Origin of the sequence: Chryseobacterium ginsengisoli (assembly GCF_039542325.1) — a bacterium.
Classification (GTDB): domain Bacteria; phylum Bacteroidota; class Bacteroidia; order Flavobacteriales; family Weeksellaceae; genus Chryseobacterium; species Chryseobacterium ginsengisoli.
This window is the reverse complement of the sequence record NZ_BAABHX010000009.1, coordinates 136,163-153,585: the sequence shown is the minus strand read 5'-3', so window position 1 is coordinate 153,585 and position 17,423 is coordinate 136,163. Positions and strand designations below refer to the sequence as shown.

Below are 17,423 nucleotides of genomic sequence, written 5' to 3'. Positions count from 1 at the left end.
TTTTAATATATTTAAAATAGATTAAACCTCTCCTATTTTATCGGCAAGATCATTAATATTATTAGGCTCTTCGTATATCAATTCTACAAGTTCGACACTTTTATTATTCATTTTCAAAATCTTGAAATGGTAATCATCTAATTCGAATTCCTGATTTTCTTCCGGAATATCTTCCAAAGCGTGTAGAATAAAACCTGCCAAAGAATTATATTCACTTTCCTCAGAAAGCGGTAATTTTTTAGGAATAAACTCGTTGATTTCATCTAAAGGCTGAGTTGCCTGAACCCAATATGTATTTTCCCCGATTTTATCAACTATTTTCTCTTCATCATCCTCTTCATCCTGAATTTCACCTACCAATTCCTCTAAAATATCTTCAAGAGTGATAATACCTTCCGTTCCACCGAATTCGTCGATAACGATTGCCAAATGCTGTTTTTTTTGCTGGAAAATTTTCAATAAATCTGAAATCTTTTTACTTCCAACCACAAAAAATGCATCACGCATTAATTCTTTTAAATCATCATGATTAAGCTCTCCTTTTCTTTTAACGAATTCTCTGATGATTTCTTTCGTATATAAAATACCAATCACATTATCAATCGAATCTAAATACACCGGAATTCTGGAATATCCACTATCCATGATTGTATTAATGATCTCATTGATGTCTTCTTTAAAATCAATTGAGGTGATATTCTGACGTGGAACCATGATCTGTTTTGCAGAATGATCCGTAAAATCAAAGGCATTTTTAATGATCTCGTAGTTTTCTTCTTCAATTTCACCACTGTCAGCACTTTGCTTTACCAATAGCTGCAATTCTTCCGTCGAATGAATTTCATGCTCTGAAGCAGGATGAATTTTAACTAATCTCAAAAATGTATTTGACATCAGATTCATCAACCATATAAAAGGTTTAAAGATTGTATAAAAAACCCTCAAAGGAATTGCAGTCGCCATTGTAGTAGCTTCTGATTTTCTTATGGCAATTGATTTTGGGATAAGCTCACCAAAAACAATATGCATAATTGTAATCAAGACAAAACTTGTAGCTACCGAAATTGAGGTAACTGTTGCCTGACTAAGATCAATACTAAGAGATGTGAAAATATTTTCAACAATATGATGTAATGCGCTTTCACCAACCCAACCTAAAGCAAGAGAAGCCAACGTAATACCAAGCTGTGTAGCCGATAAATACTCATCAAGATGCTTGATGATATGTTCTGCCTGTTTTGCCATAGAGTTTCCTTCTGCGGCTTTTATCTGGATTTGTGAATAACGAACTTTAACAATTGAAAATTCTGCGGCTACGAAAAAGCCATTAAGTAAAACAAGTAAGACGGCTAGCAAAAGCCTGACTATGTCCGAGTCCATTTAGAAATTATATAAATTTGTTGATACAAAGATATATAAAATAAAAATAACAAAAAAAGCATCGTGTGATACGATGCTTTAATATTGTGTTAAAATAATTCTTTATGAATTTTTCAAAGCTTCTGCTCCAGAAACGATTTCTAAAATCTCGTTTGTAATTGCAGCTTGTCTTGCTTTGTTGTAGAAGATTACAAGGTCATTCTTCAAAGCCTGTGCGTTGTCTGTTGCTTTGTGCATCGCAGTCATTCTCGCTCCGTGTTCAGATGCTACTGAATCCAGGATTGCTTTGAAAACCTGAGTTTTAATAGATTTAGGAATCAAGTTATCCAAGATTTCTGTTCTATTCGGCTCAAAAATATAATCTGTTTCTACTTGAGGTTCTGTAGTTTCAGGCATTGAAATTGGAAGAAGCTGTTCCGTAGTCACTTCCTGAGTTGCAGCATTAACGAATTTATTATAAATTAAATAAACTTCGTCAAATTTACCTTCTTTGAAGCTATTCATCACTCCTTCCGTAACGTGAGCTACAGAATCGAAGTTTAAATTATCGAAAACAGAACTTGCATTATTATACACCGTGCGATTTCTTCTTACAGCATCAAAAGCCTTTTTTCCTACAGGAAGAACTTCAACCTCATATTGAGAATTGTTCTGAAACTGTACATTAAGCTCCTTAACAATTGATGAGTTAAAAGCTCCAGCAAGACCTCTGTTTGAAGTAACAGCAATAAAAAGGACTCTTTTTACTTCTCTTTTCTGAGCGTAAACAGAAACCTGATCAGGATCTGAGCTAGAATTTACATTCTGGATAAGCTCCTGTAATTTTTCAGAATAAGGTCTTAACATTACGATTGCATCTTGCGCTTTCTTCAGTTTCGCAGCGGAAACCATCTTCATAGCACGTGTAATTTGCATCGTAGATGAAATTGAACTAATTCTGCCTCGTATTTCTTTTAAGTTTGCCATATTTGGTTTAGTTGTTGGTTGTCGGTTGTTGGTTGCTAGTTTTAGATATTTCTGTCAACTATCAACCAACAATCATCAACTAATTTTTAGTTATATTTAGAAGCTAAATCGTTAGCCGCCTGCTTAAGAACGCTAGTAATTGAATCATCGATTTTTCCAGCTTTGATAGCAGCCATTGTATCTGGGTGCTTAGATCTTAGGAACTCGATATATTCTATTTGGAATTCTTTTACTTTTCTGATCGGAACGTTTCTCAATAAATTCTCAGTTCCAGCATAGATCATAGCAACTTGGCTATCTACAGGAAGTGGAGAATTTACAGGTTGCTTCAACAACTCTACGTTTCTTTCACCTTTAGAGATAACTGCTAAAGTAGAAGCATCAAGGTCTGAACCGAACTTAGCAAACGCTTCCAATTCCTTATACTGAGCCTGGTCTAATTTAAGAGTACCAGAAACTTTTTTCATTGATTTGATCTGAGCATTACCTCCTACTCTCGATACAGAGATACCAACGTTGATCGCTGGACGAACCCCTGAGTTGAATAGATCAGACTCCAAGAAGATCTGTCCGTCTGTAATAGAGATTACGTTTGTAGGAATATATGCAGAAACGTCACCCGCTTGAGTTTCGATGATTGGAAGTGCTGTTAACGAACCACCACCTTTTACAATTGGTCTTAAAGACTCAGGTAAATCATTCATTTGGCTAGCGATTTGGTCATCAGCTATAACTTTCGCAGCTCTTTCCAATAATCTTGAGTGAAGATAGAAAACGTCTCCAGGATAAGCCTCACGTCCCGGTGGTCTTCTCAATAGTAGAGAAAGCTCACGGTAAGCAACCGCTTGTTTAGATAAATCATCATAAACGATCAATGCAGGTCTTCCAGAATCTCTGAAGAACTCACCGATAGATGCTCCTGCCATTGCAGAATATACCTGCATTGGAACCGGATCTGATGCGTTTGCTGCAACAATTACGGTATATGCTAAAGCTCCTTTATCAGAAAGAGTTTTAACGATTTGTGCTACAGTAGAAGCTTTCTGACCGATAGCAACATATATACAATATACAGGCTTACCTGCATCAAAGAATTCTTTTTGGTTGATGATCGTATCAATCGCAACAGTAGTTTTACCTGTTTGTCTGTCACCGATGATAAGCTCTCTCTGTCCTCTTCCTACAGGGATCATAGAGTCAATCGCAACGATACCTGTTTGTAAAGGCTCAGTTACCGGCTGTCTGAAGATAACTCCAGGAGCTTTTCTTTCCAATGGCATTTCGTATAAATCCCCAGTAATAGGACCTTTACCATCGATAGGGTTACCAAGAGTATCAACTACTCTACCAAGCATACCTTCTCCTACTTTAATAGAAGAGATTCTGTTTGTTCTTCTTACTGTGTCTCCTTCTTTTACTAATTTACTTTCACCAAGTAGAGCAACACCTACGTTGTCTTCTTCAAGGTTTAGTACAATACCTTCTACATCACTAGAAAATTTCACCAACTCTCCGTATTGTACGTTTTCTAACCCGTATACACGAGCAATACCATCACCGATGGTTAAAACTGTACCTACTTCCTCAACGTTTGATTGAGTGTCGAAGTTGGCCAATTGCTGTTTTAAGATCGCAGATACTTCTGCCGGATTTATTTCTGCCATTGTATGGTTGTTTTTTCTTTTTTAAAATAATTTTTATCTTCCGATACTAATATTCACTCCATTTTTAGGAGTAGAATCTTGAATTATTATTGTATTTGTTGAACCCGTGTCTTTTGAAAAATCATTTCCATACTTTTCAACTAATACATTTAACTTATCCTGATTTAACGTAAAATCTGAATTTATAACATTAGATTTATAAATGATTTTAAGAATATCTTCAGGAAACTGTCTGATTTCGATCGACTTATCAGTCCCAATAAATTTCACCAAATAATAGTTAGGTTTACCAGAACGATTAAAAAGCATATTATCTCCTATATTTTGTTTCATATATTTGAAAAAGATAATTTCATTTTTATTTTTATCAAATATTGAATAATCAAAAGTATCTTCCTCTGCCAAAAGCCATTCCTGACCATCGACATAAACGATATCTTTCTTTATCTTAACTTTTTGTCCGAAAGTTATACAAGAAACAATAAGTCCAAAACCAAATAAAACTTTTTTCATCCGTGTGTTTATTAATTTAAGCTAAAATCTTTTTTAACTTGGTTAAGTTTAGACTTCACAGAAGCATCAACTTGCTGATCTCCAACTCTTAAAATGTATCCACCTAAAATCTCAGGTTTTACATTTAACTTTAAATCAAAGTTTGAGTTTGGATTAACCAAATTTGTAGATCTTAGGATCTGATCAAGATTTTCTTTTGAAAGCTGAGTTGCCGTAGTCACTGTAACTCTCTGTACTCCACTCATATCTTCAACTTTATTGATGAATTCCTGAGCAATATTTTTCAATTGATTTTCACGACCGTGTCTGATAACCAATGTAATCAAATTCTGGGAAGAAACTGATAAACTTTTGAAAATCTCTTTTGCTACCTCTACTTTCTTTTTAGAATCAATGTAAGGTGTAAGGAAGAATTTGTTTAAGTCCTGAGACTCAGCCATCAACTTTACTACATCTTTCATTTCAGAAAATACAGTAGCCGTTTGACCTGATTCATTTGTAAAATCAAGTAAACCTTGTGCGTATCGTTTAGCTACTTTAGATGTAAGCATTATTAGTTAAGGTTTGATTTGTTTAAATAATTTTGAACTAATTCGTTTTGAGCTTCGCTGTTATCCAATTTTTGTTTCAAGATAGACTCTGCGATGTTCACTGATAAAGTACCGATCTGAGATTTGATATCTGCCATTGCAGCATTCTTCTCAGCGTTGATAGTTTGTTTAGCAGCTTCGATCAATTTGTCACCTTCAGATTTTGCAACATCCTTAGCTTCACCTACGATCTTATCTCTAATTTCTCTGGCTTCTTTAAGGATTGCATCTCTTTCGATTTTAGCTTCACGAATGATTCTTTCGTTATCCTCTTTTAAAGTTTCCATTTCTTTTCTTGCTAATGTAGCTTGATTAAGAGCGTCAACGATAGAAGTTTCTCTGTCATTGATAGACTTTAAAATAGGTTTCCAAGCAAATTTACCTAACAAAAATAACAATGCTAGAAAAATAACAGACTGAATGATAAATAATCCTGATGAAAACTGATGAATTAATTCCATTATATAAATGTATAAATAATTATTACTTTTTTTCTTAAATAACCACTATCTGTAACCAACCGTTACGGATAGTGGTTTTAGTTTTAATTAGTTTACTGCGAATAGAGCAGCAAACGCAACACCTTCTACAAGGGCAGCAGCGATAAGCATAGCTGTTTGGATTTTTCCAGATTGTTCAGGTTGTCTAGCGATAGCTTCAAGAGCAGCAGCTCCGATTTTACCAAGACCGATACCTACACCTAGTACTACGATACCAGCACCTACAATTTTAGGGATTTCCATAATATATAATTTTAAAAATTTGTTTCTATTTAAAATATTTTAAATCTACTGATTAGTGAGCTGCATGATGTTCATGCTCGTGCTCCTGTACTGCCATTCCGATGAACAAAGCTGATAACATTGTAAAGATATAAGCCTGTAAGAATGCAACCAATACTTCCAATAAATAAATTACCAATGTTAAGAATGGGAATGCAACACCTGCTGCAAAGTTCTTGAACACATAGATCAATCCGATCAAACTCATTACTACGATGTGTCCTGCAGTCATGTTTGCAAAAAGACGGATCATCAATGCGAAAGGCTTAGTGATAGTTCCTAATAATTCGATTGGCAACATAATCAACTTCATTGGTACAGGAACTCCCGGCATCCAGAAGATGTGTTTCCAATAATCTTTATTTGCAGAGAATGTAGTAATTAAATAAGTAAGGATAGCCAAGAAGAACGTCATTGTAATATTACCTGTAACATTGATTCCAAAAGGCATTAATCCTAATACGTTTAAGAATAAAATAAAGAAGAATACAGTTAAAAGATAACCCATAAATCTTTTATATTTATGTCCGATGTTCGGGATAGCTACTTCATCTCTTACAAAAATAATCAATGGCTCTAGGAATCTTGCAGCTCCTGTAGGAACCTGAGATTTTTTATAAGATATAGCCATTCCTGTAAACAATACAAACATAAAGATTGAAGTTAACAAGATAATAAGAACACTCTTCGTAATTGATAAGTCTAAAACTTTTTCAGAAGCAACATGACCTTCTTTATCTTCTGCTAAATTTCCAGCTGCATCAGTCTTGTAAATTTTTTCGTGGTGTAATTTGTAGAAAGCTCCGTCAACTTCTGTAGTTTCTCCGTGCATGAAACCTTCTTTATTACTCATGAAAGCGTGAATACCATTATCATAAAAAATAACAGGAAGAGGAAATCCTATGTGATGACCTTCTTTATCCACCATCAATGTAAAATCATGTGCATCTAACAAGTGATGATCGATGTACTCTTTGTTTTCTTTACTTACTTTATCTTTCTCTGAAAGTTCTGTAGTAGCAGAACCTGCCTCAGCAGTAGCTTCACCGTGCTGTGCAGACACTAAGTTTAATACAAAAATACTGTAGAATAAAACTGCGAATTTCTTAAACATTGATAGGTTTTTTTCGTTGTGCAAAAATATAATAATTTTTCTAGTTTCAATAATTAATTTTCCTGTTTTTTGTCATGATTGATTAGCTTAATCGCATAGTAAGTAAGCAGTGTTGTCAGGACAAAATAAGGTATGATAAAGTGAAATTTATAGCCTGGAATGACTTCAAAGTTTAATTTTTTTCTAATTAAATACATCAAACCGAATTTTAATAAGATTAAACCGATTACAGACAAACCTAAAAATTCAGGAACTGTTTTATTTATTAAAATAACAAGCGTAATCATCATCATAAACATTACACTTAGGAATAAATAAAATTTCACGATAACAATTTCATCCAAATGAAAAACAAATTTCCATAGAGAGAAATGAATCATAAAGGTTAAAAAAAATAATATCGTAACCAGAATATTTGGATTGACTTTCATTACTAAATTTATTTTTACCTAACATCTATTAGGCTAATTTTAATTTATCGCAAAAATAGACTTTTTCTATCGAATTTTTGTATGATTTGATTTTTATCATCTCAAACAATTTATACCTTATATATAATATTACGTGTCGAAGTCTTTAGATATAGTAAAAATTCACTATTTTTGCAAACCTATAATTTACAATACATATGTTTAATAGTTTACAGGATAAATTAGACAAAGCGTTACATAATATTTCCGGAAGAGGAAAAATCACGGAAATCAATGTTGCGGAAACCGTAAAAGAGATTCGTAGAGCATTGGTAGATGCCGATGTTAATTATAAAGTTGCAAAAGATCTTACTAAAAGAGTTCAGGATAAAGCTTTGGGAGAAAACGTTCTTACTTCGCTTACTCCGGGACAATTGATGACAAAAATCGTTCATGATGAATTAGTAGATTTAATGGGAGGTTCTCAGGAAGGAATCAACCTTTCAGGAAAACCATCTGTAATTTTGATTGCAGGTCTTCAAGGTTCAGGTAAGACTACTTTCTCAGGAAAATTAGCCAGTTATTTAAAAACAAAAAGAAATAAAAAACCTCTTTTAGTTGCTTGTGACGTTTATCGTCCCGCTGCGATTGATCAGCTTAAAGTTCTAGGCGGACAGATCGGGGTTCCTGTTTTCACAGAGGAAGGTTCTATGGATCCTTCAAGCATCTCTCAAAACGCTATTAATTTTGCTAAATCTAATGGTCACGATGTTGTGATTGTGGATACAGCAGGTCGTTTGGCGATTGATGAGCAGATGATGAAGGAAATCAAAACGGTTCATTCTACGATTACACCTAACGAAACTTTATTCGTTGTTGACTCAATGACAGGTCAGGATGCTGTAAATACGGCAAAAGCATTCAACGATGCTTTAAATTTTGATGGAGTTGTTTTAACGAAATTAGACGGTGATACTCGTGGTGGAGCTGCTTTAACAATTCGTTCGGTAGTTGAAAAACCAATCAAATTCATTTCTACAGGTGAGAAAATGGAAGCTTTGGATCTTTTCTACCCTGAAAGAATGGCGGACAGAATCTTGGGAATGGGAGACGTTGTTTCCTTAGTAGAAAGAGCTCAGGAACAATTTGATGAAGAAGAAGCTAAAAAACTTCACAAGAAAATTGCTAAAAATGAGTTTGGTTTTGATGATTTCTTAAAGCAAATCAATCAGATCAAAAAGATGGGTAACATGAAGGATTTGATGGGAATGATTCCGGGAGTTGGAAAAGCAATCAAAGATGTTGAGATCAGCGATGATGCCTTTAAACATATCGAAGCTATTATTTATTCAATGACGCCGGACGAAAGAAGAAGACCTTCGATCATCAATACTCAAAGAAAAAATAGAATTGCTAAAGGTGCAGGAAGAAAAATTGAGGATGTAAACCAATTGATGAAGCAATTCGACCAAATGGGCAAAATGATGAAGATGATGCAGGGTCCTCAAGGAAAGCAAATGATGCAGATGATGAGCAAAATGCCAAATATGCCGGGAATGGGCGGAATGTTCGGCAAATAAAAACACTAAAAAAAACGATTTAAAAAATATTATTATGGAAATCAATGAAAAACAAGGGAATTACAATCAACCTTACAAGTCTGAGAAAAAAGTAACTGCAGGAATTTTAGCAATTCTACTTGGTGCATTCGGTGTGCACAAGTTTTATTTAGGTTATACAAAAGCCGGAATTCTTCAGATATTATTAAGCTTATTATGTCTTGGAGGTCTTATTGGTTTAATTGAAGGTATTATTTATCTTACAAAATCAGATGAAGAATTTGACAGAACATATGTTCAAAACCAAAAAGAATGGTTCTAAGACAATGTTTTTGTTAAATTAAAACATAAAATCCGACTCAGTTTGAGTCGGATTTTTTTATCTTTAAATAAAATTAATTATTTATCGCTTTTTTGAGCTTTAGCTTTGATGAAATAAGAGAAACCTACGTTTGCACCGAAGTTGCTTGTTGTAGTTTTTACTTCTGTTCCAAAATAAGTATCTTTATTATAGAACTGATCAAATCCAAGACCTAAGTTGATACCTAAAGACTGAGTAGCCATAAAAGTAACACCAACTTTAGCTTTCCAAGCTAAACCATCTGTTGTAGCATCTCCAGAGAAAAGTACAGGATCAGAGATTGAGCTAGAAAGACTGTATTTTGTTTTAGATGATGCATAACCAACACCTGCTCCTACGAATGGGAAAAATTTACCTCCTGTATTGAAATAATATGTTGCAGTTGGCATTACAGAGAATGTAGAAACAGTTACCTTATCTCCATCCTGCTTAGTTGTTCTGCTATCAAATCCTAAATCAATTCCAACAGCCAAACCGTTGATTACGAAATAACCTACAGAAGGAGTAACAGAAAAACTGCTGATTTTAGGTCCGTCTTCAGATTGTCCGTTAGCTTTTACTTTAGAGCTTGTAGCATTGAATCCTAAACCTGTGTTTCCGCTAATTACCCAGTCTCCTTTAGTCATTTGAGCGTTAGATAATCCAAAAAGTGCGATTGCACCTGCTAATAATAATTTTTTCATGATTATTTATTTAATTAAAATTAATTTATTTTTTATATGCACAAAAAGCCCTAAGTAAACTCAGGACTTTTTCTAGCTTTATATGCTCTGTTTATTATTTTGCAAAAACATACTTAACTCCGAAAGTTACAGAAGATAAGTTTAAACCAAAGTTGTAGTTGTTTGTAGCATCACCATCTTTTGGCTTATAGTTGTTGTAACCAAACTCACCAATAGTAGCTTCGATAGACCAGTTTTTGTTCAAGAAATAATCTAAACCTGGTTTTACAGTAACACCGATTTGAGTGTATTTAGCTTCAGTAGAAGTTGAGTTTGTAGTAGTTGTAGAACCTGAAGTAACTACAGTAGTTGCTTCAGTTTCAGTTTTTCCAAACTGCATTGGCACAGCCAATTGTCCGAAGATATACAATTTATCACCTAAAGTCCAATATTTTCTTACGAAAGGAGCAACAACGAAAGCTGGCTTCTTAATTTCGCTAGTAGATACTGCTGTAGCACCTGGAAATACAGTTGTATTAGTGATCTCAGTAACTTTTTCAGTTTGGTATCCAATTCCTAAACCTACTGCTAAGTTTGTTCCAACGAAATATCCTACTGTAGGCAATACGTTGAAATTTTCTTTTTTATAGTTACCATTATCAGATTCTTGTTGAGAATAACCAACAGATCCTGATAAATATGCAGTTCCTTTTGCAATCTGAGCATTAGATAAACCGAAAAGTGCAATAGCACCTGCTAATAATACTTTTTTCATTTTTTTAAAATTTTAATACTTTCTGATGGCAAATTTACAGTGGTACCCTTTAATATTAAAATTTGTTAACGTGATTAATATCAGTATCAAATATTGGCAATTTTCGAGAATAAAACGTACTAAATAAAGGCTTTTAGCTTTTTCACAATTTTTTGAATAAAAAAACTCCAATTTAGCAATTGGAGTTAAATATACTTGATTTTTAAAAATTCTTATTTCAGGAAGAAATTTACACCGAAATTCACTGCCCCGAAATTAAATCTATCATCACCATACCAATAATAGTCATGCCCATGATTTTTATATTTACTGCTGATATTCTGGAATCCTAAATATAATTCTATATTTTTCACCTGATATCCTACTCTTGGTGCAATATAAAGACCACTGTTGATATAATCTTTAGTAGAAATAGCGGCTCCTAAATCCAATCCTACAAAAAGTGGAATTTTACTAAATCTATATTTTCCGGAAGCTGCGATAGGCACAAAACCAAAATCATCAACATTATCCTTTCCAAAAAAGTGAGAATATCCTGTAGTAGCACCTATATCAAGTCCTTTAGTAATATTCCACATATAAGCTGCATCTATACCTAGTGTAACGCTTGCTGCATCAGACGCATCACCCAGCGGAGCACCAACATGAGCTCCCAATCTAAAACCTTCCTGCGCGTGTGCAAGACCACCTAAAAGTGCAAAAGCACCCAATAATAATAGTTTTTTCATTTTAATAAGTTTAAATATATTGAATTGAAAATTTTCAGAAAATAAAAATGTGGTATCATTTTATATAAAGAAAAAGCGATACAAAATTTGTACCGCTTTAAATTTTTTATGCAAAAAACTAAATTTTAGTTTCCTCCGAATTTAAATCCTACACCGATTTGTGCAAAGCTGTTAGTAACTTTACCACCGCTGTTATCATTAGAAAGATTAGACACACCTAAACTGTATCTTGCATCAAAGAAAAGTCCGTTTTCCAACATATATTCTACACCTACGAATGGAGCAATGTTCAGTTTTTTGATATCTTTTTTAATATCAACTTCACCAGAACCATCTTCGTCTTCTACATCTATACTAATAAAATCAGACCCAATTACAGTTTTTTGTTTAGCAGTAAGAATAACTCCAAAGTTAGCACCTGCAGCAACTGAGAAACCTTCTGTAATGAAATATTTCGCTGAAATTGGTACCAAAAGAGTTCCTAAATTAACCTTAGTTTGCTCACCTACATAAACAACTCCTGCATCTATTCCATCAATTTTTTCTTTTGCTCCAAGTGGCGAATATAAAACTTCTGCCTGAAAACCAAAGTTATCATTGATTTTGTATTCTGCCATACCTCCAACGTAGAAAGTATATTTCGGGCTCATTTTTCTAGCTCCCAAATCATCTTGATTCTCATCAATCTTCATTGTTGACATTGCAAAACCAACCTTCGGTCCAAATCTGAATTCCTGAGCTGAAACGCTCATTCCCATAACAGCAACAGCTGCAAGAAGTAAAATTTTCTTCATTTTGTTAATAGTTTTTTTAAATTAATCGTGAGCAAAAATAGTACTTTTTTTTAAATATCAAAATCTCGGGAGTTTTTATTCATATAAACAAAAAGCAGAATGATCCTCACCATTCTGCTACTATAATTATTTGTATTTAAATCAATTAGTCATTTCGTTGTCGTTTATCCTCTGCGTTATAAGCTAAAATAATTTTTTTAACCACAGGATGCCTTACAACATCTTCTTCTGTAAGATGTACAAATCCTATTTCTTTCACGTCGCTTAAAATCCTCATTGCTTCTTTCAGCCCGGACTGTTGTTTTGGCGGCAAATCTACCTGAGTAGGATCTCCGGTGATAATAAACTTAGCATTCATTCCCATTCTTGTTAAGAACATTTTCATCTGAGAATGTGTTGTATTTTGAGCCTCATCCAAAATCACGAAAGCATCATCCAATGTTCTGCCTCTCATAAAAGCCAATGGCGCAACTTCAATTACTTTTTTCTCAATAAAACCTTCCAGCTTTTCATGAGGGATCATATCTCGAAGAGCATCATATAAAGGCTGTAAATACGGATCCAGCTTTTCCTTTAGATCACCCGGCAAAAATCCTAAACTCTCCCCTGCTTCCACCGCAGGTCTTGTTAATACAATTCTTTTAACCTGTTTATCTTTTAATGCTCTCGCAGCCAAAGCGACACTTGTATACGTTTTACCCGTTCCCGCAGGTCCGATCGCGAAAACCATATCTTTTTTCTCAGATTCTTTGACTAATTTTTTAAGATTGGTGGTTTTAGCCTTAATTATTTTACCATTTACTCCCTTTACAATAATATCCTGATCAAAAATCAGTTGCTTTTCGTTTTCGTCCTTAATATTCAGAATATTTTCAACGTCTTTCAGGTCAATAGAATTGTTTTTTGTAATAAATTTTACAATATCATCCAGCTTTTGTTTAAAAATATCCAAAGCTTCCTGATTTCCCATCGCAAAGATATAATGATCTCTTCCTGTGATTTTGAGGGTCGGAAAAGTAGATTTTATTAAATTGAAATATTGGTTATTAACTCCATAGAAGATTTTCGCATCGATATCCTCCAAATCATATGTTAATTCAAACATGCAGTATTTTTATTAATTTTAGATTTTAAATTTAAAGCTTTTTTTGAAAATTATATCAAATTCTTTTCCATAATTTTTCGGGCTTTCCTTTTATTTTAGATAAATTTGCATTTCTATCATTCTATAAACAATCAATGTCAATCATTACCCTTACTTCAGATTTCGGAAATTTGGATTACAGAGTTGCCGCTGTAAAGGGCAGCATTCTTTCTCTGAATCAGAAGGTTAATATTGTTGATATTACCCACGATATTCAGGCATTCAATCTTATACAGACATCATATATTGTAAGAAATGCTTACAAACATTTTCCAAAAGGCACCATTCATATTGTTTCCGTTGACAGTTTTCAGCATAAATCGAGAAAAAATATTTTATACAGAGCCGACGGACATTACTTTTTGTCTGCCGATAACGGACTTTTAAGCTTAATTCTTTTTGATATTAAGCCTGAAGCTATTTATGAAATTACTTTGAATAACAGATTTGATGATATTGTAAACTTCACTTCAACTGATGTTTTTGTTCCTGCTGCTGTACATTTGGCGAATGGCGGACTTCCAGAAGTGATCGGGCGAAAAATTGATTCTGCAAAACAGCTTTTATTCCCTAAACCTGTTTATAATGAGTCTGAAAAGATGATTATTGGTGAAGTAACTTACATTGATAATTTCGGAAATATAATCTCAAATATCAGCAAAGACTTTTTCGAAAGTACAGGCAATGGATACGAGAATTTCACCATAAAATTCAGAAACTTAGCTCTTTCAAAAGTATTTTCGAGCCATACTGAAGTGGTTTCCGACTGGGAAAGAGAGACGGAGTTTCATGGGCAGTCTGCGGCAATCTTCAATGACAGCGAGCTTTTGGAGTTAACGATCTATAAAGGCAGCAAAAAAAACGGAGCAAAATCTTTGTTCGGACTCAATGTTGGAGAAAATATTTACATCGAATTTTTCTAAAATTTAATATTTCATAAAAAAATCGTTTTTTTTTATATATTTGTCAAAATCTAAAAAATAAAAATGGCAGAGTACAAATTATTGCTTCCTTCCATGGGAGAAGGTGTTATGGAAGCGACAATTATCACTTGGTTGTTCAACGAAGGTGATAGTGTAAAAGAAGATGATTCCGTAGTAGAAATTGCAACAGACAAGGTAGATTCAGACGTTCCGACACCAGTTTCGGGGAAAATCGTAAAGATTCTGAAACAAAAAGACGAGGTTGCAAAAGTGGGAGAAGCTATTGCTATTTTAGAAATTGAAGGAGAAGGCGGAAATACAGTTTCGGAAGAAGTAAAAACTGAAACTCCTGTTGCAACTCCGGATGCAGAAACTTTAAAAACAATCGAACAGCCATTACAAGTAGCTGCTTCGGCAGAGTTTTCGGGAGATCTTTATCTTTCTCCACTTGTAAAATCAATTGCTCAACAAGAAAATATTTCTGAAACTGAACTTAAATCTATCAAAGGAAGCGGTTTAGAAGGAAGAATTACAAAAGAAGATATTTTAGCTTACGTTAAAAACAGAGGAAATCAGTCTGTACAGCAAACTGCTCCGGCACAAGTGGCTTCCACTCCACAACCGGTTGCGACTTCAGCTCCCGCTTCTACTATTTCTGTAGCTGCAGGTGATGAGATCATTCCGATGGACAGAATGAGAAAGATCATCGCTGAAAACATGGTGAAAGCAAAACAAATTGCTCCACACGTGACTTCTTTCATCGAAACAGACGTTACCAACGTTGTAAAATGGAGAGCTAAAAACAAAGATATGTTCGAAAAACGTGAAGGTGAAAAACTAACTTTCATGCCGATTTTCGTAAAAGCTATCGTGAAAGCAATTCAAGATTTCCCAATGATCAATGTTTCTATCAATGGTGATAATATCATCAAGAAGAAAAATATCAATATCGGTATGGCAACTGCTTTACCAGACGGAAATCTTATTGTTCCTGTTATTAAAAATGCAGATCAATTATCACTCTCCGGTCTTGCAAAAGCTATCAACGATTTAGCTTACAGAGCAAGAAACAAAAAATTAAGACCTGAAGACACTCAAGGTGCAACATATACGATTTCTAATGTAGGAAGTTTCGGAAACCTTATGGGAACACCGATCATTCCTCAACCTCAGGTTGCAATTATGGCAATCGGAGCTATCGTTAAAAAACCTGCAGTTCTAGAAACTAAAGATGGTGATGTAATCGCAATCCGTCAGTTGATGTTCATGTCTCACTCTTACGATCACAGAGTTGTAGATGGATCTTTAGGTGGAATGATGCTAAAACACGTTCATGATTACCTTCAAAACTGGGATCTGAACACAGAAATATAAGCAATAAGTAATGGGCAATGAGTAATTCTTGCCGATTTTAAAATATAACCTTCGAATTTTTTCGAAGGTTTTTTGTTTGAAAAAGCTGTAACATTTTATAATAATGCGAACAAACAATGTAATAGAATAAGCTTTTCAACTGTCTTACATTAAAAACAAGAACCAATATTCTCAAAATATGAAACAAATTCTCTTAACAGCTTTAGCTTTAAATATCTCTACTCTAGCTTTTTCGCAACAAACCAATCAATATAAATTAATTGACAATTATCTAAAAGAAGCTATTAAAGCGAATCAAATTCCCGGATTAGCTGTTGGTGTTATAAAAGATGGCAAAGTAATTTTTGAACAATATTATGGGGCGGAAAATCTGGAAGACCTTAAAAAAGTAAGTCCAACTTCAATGTTCCGGGTATATTCTACTTCAAAACTAGTGACCAACGTCGGTATTTTCCAACTGATCGAACAGGGGAAATTATCTTTAGAAGACAACATCTCAAAATACGTTGAAAACCTTCCAAAAGACTGGCAAAATGTAAAAATAAAGAATCTTCTGACACATTCTTCAGGAATACCGAATTTTATTGCATTTAGTGATATTTTGCCAGAATACTCCAGTTCTAAAACCATTGAACGTTTGAGTAAAGAAAAAATGGATTTTACAACAGGAAACGAATATCAGTATAATCAAACGAATTACATGCTTCTTTCGATGATTATTGAAAAAATTACAGGACAATCTTTTGAAAATTTCATTTTGAATAGTCAATTTTCTGATGCTAAAAATCAAGTTGTTTTTTCTTCAAATGCTCTTGAAAAAATTCCGAATCGTATTACAAAGTATAATTACAATTCAGAAACAAAAGAATACGAAAAGTCTACAGATATCGAAGGAAAAAAGGCATATCCAGGAAACGGATTGGCAATTACCCTACCCGCTTTTTTAAAATGGAGCAGCCATTTAAGTAAAAACGATTTTCTGAATCAAAAAACGAAAGACATGATGTGGCAACCGTTTGAATATGGAAACAAAAAAAATGTTTTTGCCTACGGTTGGGAAATCAGCAAAGCGAATAACATTCCTTCTTATGGCTTTTCTGGCGGAAATGTGAGCGCATATAGAATTTTCCCGCAAAATAATATGGCCATTGTCATGATGTCGAGTGGATACAATTTTTTCCCGGCACAATATCAGATCGTTAATCATGTTGCGGCAATCATTGATAAAAATTTAACGGATGCTTATTCTTTAGCCGAAGAATCCATCATTCTCGAATTTTCTAAAAAAGATAATTCTAATGCAGAAAAGAATTATTATAATATTAAAACAAAAAATCCGAAATGGAATTTTGAAGATACGTTAAATAATATTGGATATATTTTATTGAGAAATTCAAGGATTAATGAAGCTGTAAAAGTTTTTGCGTTAAATACCAAAGAAAATCCACAGTCAGCAAATGCCTTTGACAGTTTGGGTGAAGGATATTTTTCAGTTAAAAATTATGCTTTAGCTCTAGAAAACTATAAAAAATCTTTAGAATTAAACGCTGAAAATACCTACGCTTCGAATATGATCAACAAAATACAGGATTTAATGAAAAAAGATTAAGATTTAAATAAAAATTAAGCCGTTCAATAAAAATCAATCTCAATGAAAGTTGAGATTGATTTTTATTTGCAAATT

Annotated in this window: 19 protein-coding genes; 5 read left to right on the top strand and 14 right to left on the bottom strand. The window is 33.7% G+C overall.

From position 1 onward, the window contains the following. Nucleotides 1-21: 21 nt before the first annotated feature. The 9 genes from ABD940_RS20985 to ABD940_RS20945 all read right to left on the bottom strand — a co-directional run bounded on the left by ABD940_RS20985 (nt 22) and on the right by ABD940_RS20945 (nt 7,440). Nucleotides 22-1,380, bottom strand: coding sequence for a hemolysin family protein (locus ABD940_RS20985; RefSeq protein WP_345208187.1), 1,359 nt, complete (start codon nt 1,378-1,380; stop codon nt 22-24). A gap of 102 nt (nt 1,381-1,482) precedes the next feature. Next, entirely contained in the window at nt 1,483-2,346 is an 864-nt protein-coding gene (gene atpG, locus ABD940_RS20980) for an ATP synthase F1 subunit gamma (RefSeq protein WP_345208185.1), read from the bottom strand. Between the two features lie 86 nt (nt 2,347-2,432). Further along, the gene (atpA, locus tag ABD940_RS20975; protein ID WP_345208183.1) at nt 2,433-4,010 is read right to left on the bottom strand and encodes a F0F1 ATP synthase subunit alpha; all 1,578 of its coding nucleotides are present in this window, start codon (nt 4,008-4,010) and stop codon (nt 2,433-2,435) included. A 33-nt stretch (nt 4,011-4,043) separates the two neighbouring features. Continuing rightward, nucleotides 4,044-4,523: a hypothetical protein gene (locus ABD940_RS20970; protein WP_345208182.1), complete on the bottom strand. Its 480-nt coding sequence runs from the start codon at nt 4,521-4,523 to the stop codon at nt 4,044-4,046. A gap of 11 nt (nt 4,524-4,534) precedes the next feature. After that, nucleotides 4,535-5,074: an ATP synthase F1 subunit delta gene (gene atpH, locus ABD940_RS20965; RefSeq protein ID WP_345208181.1), complete on the bottom strand. Its 540-nt coding sequence runs from the start codon at nt 5,072-5,074 to the stop codon at nt 4,535-4,537. A 2-nt stretch (nt 5,075-5,076) separates the two neighbouring features. Next, nucleotides 5,077-5,574: a F0F1 ATP synthase subunit B gene (locus ABD940_RS20960; RefSeq protein WP_345208179.1), complete on the bottom strand. Its 498-nt coding sequence runs from the start codon at nt 5,572-5,574 to the stop codon at nt 5,077-5,079. 87 nt (nt 5,575-5,661) lie between these two features. Continuing rightward, nucleotides 5,662-5,856, bottom strand: a complete 195-nt coding sequence (atpE, locus tag ABD940_RS20955; protein WP_002979108.1) for an ATP synthase F0 subunit C — start codon at nt 5,854-5,856, stop codon at nt 5,662-5,664. Between the two features lie 52 nt (nt 5,857-5,908). Further along, nucleotides 5,909-7,009, bottom strand: coding sequence for a F0F1 ATP synthase subunit A (gene atpB, locus ABD940_RS20950; protein WP_345208177.1), 1,101 nt, complete (start codon nt 7,007-7,009; stop codon nt 5,909-5,911). 53 nt (nt 7,010-7,062) lie between these two features. Further along, nucleotides 7,063-7,440: a hypothetical protein gene (locus tag ABD940_RS20945; RefSeq protein ID WP_345208174.1), complete on the bottom strand. Its 378-nt coding sequence runs from the start codon at nt 7,438-7,440 to the stop codon at nt 7,063-7,065. A 197-nt stretch (nt 7,441-7,637) separates the two neighbouring features. Here ABD940_RS20945 and ffh point away from each other — a divergent pair, with 197 nt between their 5' ends. Both ffh and ABD940_RS20935 read left to right on the top strand, forming a co-directional pair. Continuing rightward, nucleotides 7,638-8,999 carry a signal recognition particle protein gene (gene ffh, locus ABD940_RS20940; RefSeq protein WP_345208172.1) on the top strand — a complete coding sequence of 454 codons (1,362 nt, stop codon included), beginning with the start codon at nt 7,638-7,640 and terminating at the stop codon, nt 8,997-8,999. Nucleotides 9,000-9,033: 34 nt separating this feature from the next. Beyond that, complete coding sequence (locus ABD940_RS20935; protein ID WP_345208170.1) at nt 9,034-9,300, top strand: TM2 domain-containing protein; 267 nt, start codon at nt 9,034-9,036, stop codon at nt 9,298-9,300. A gap of 77 nt (nt 9,301-9,377) precedes the next feature. Here ABD940_RS20935 and ABD940_RS20930 read toward each other — a convergent pair whose 3' ends face one another. The 5 genes from ABD940_RS20930 to ABD940_RS20910 form a co-directional block, all read right to left on the bottom strand. Next, nucleotides 9,378-10,022: an OmpW family outer membrane protein gene (locus tag ABD940_RS20930; protein ID WP_345208168.1), complete on the bottom strand. Its 645-nt coding sequence runs from the start codon at nt 10,020-10,022 to the stop codon at nt 9,378-9,380. A gap of 94 nt (nt 10,023-10,116) precedes the next feature. Beyond that, nucleotides 10,117-10,776, bottom strand: coding sequence for an outer membrane protein (locus tag ABD940_RS20925; protein WP_345208166.1), 660 nt, complete (start codon nt 10,774-10,776; stop codon nt 10,117-10,119). A 212-nt stretch (nt 10,777-10,988) separates the two neighbouring features. Then, nucleotides 10,989-11,504, bottom strand: a complete 516-nt coding sequence (locus ABD940_RS20920) for a hypothetical protein (protein WP_345208164.1) — start codon at nt 11,502-11,504, stop codon at nt 10,989-10,991. A 125-nt stretch (nt 11,505-11,629) separates the two neighbouring features. Further along, entirely contained in the window at nt 11,630-12,298 is a 669-nt protein-coding gene (locus ABD940_RS20915) for a porin family protein (RefSeq protein ID WP_345208162.1), read from the bottom strand. 145 nt (nt 12,299-12,443) lie between these two features. Continuing rightward, a complete protein-coding gene (locus ABD940_RS20910; protein WP_345208160.1) occupies nt 12,444-13,403 on the bottom strand; it encodes a PhoH family protein in 960 nt (319 codons plus the stop codon). Nucleotides 13,404-13,537: 134 nt separating this feature from the next. Here ABD940_RS20910 and ABD940_RS20905 point away from each other — a divergent pair, with 134 nt between their 5' ends. The 3 genes from ABD940_RS20905 to ABD940_RS20895 all read left to right on the top strand — a co-directional run bounded on the left by ABD940_RS20905 (nt 13,538) and on the right by ABD940_RS20895 (nt 17,348). Continuing rightward, on the top strand, nt 13,538-14,365 hold the full coding sequence (locus tag ABD940_RS20905) for an SAM hydrolase/SAM-dependent halogenase family protein (protein ID WP_345208158.1): 828 nt from the start codon (nt 13,538-13,540) through the stop codon (nt 14,363-14,365). Between the two features lie 63 nt (nt 14,366-14,428). After that, nucleotides 14,429-15,739, top strand: coding sequence for a dihydrolipoamide acetyltransferase family protein (locus tag ABD940_RS20900; RefSeq protein WP_345208156.1), 1,311 nt, complete (start codon nt 14,429-14,431; stop codon nt 15,737-15,739). A gap of 178 nt (nt 15,740-15,917) precedes the next feature. Further along, entirely contained in the window at nt 15,918-17,348 is a 1,431-nt protein-coding gene (locus ABD940_RS20895) for a serine hydrolase domain-containing protein (RefSeq protein ID WP_345208154.1), read from the top strand. Nucleotides 17,349-17,423 lie beyond the last annotated feature (75 nt).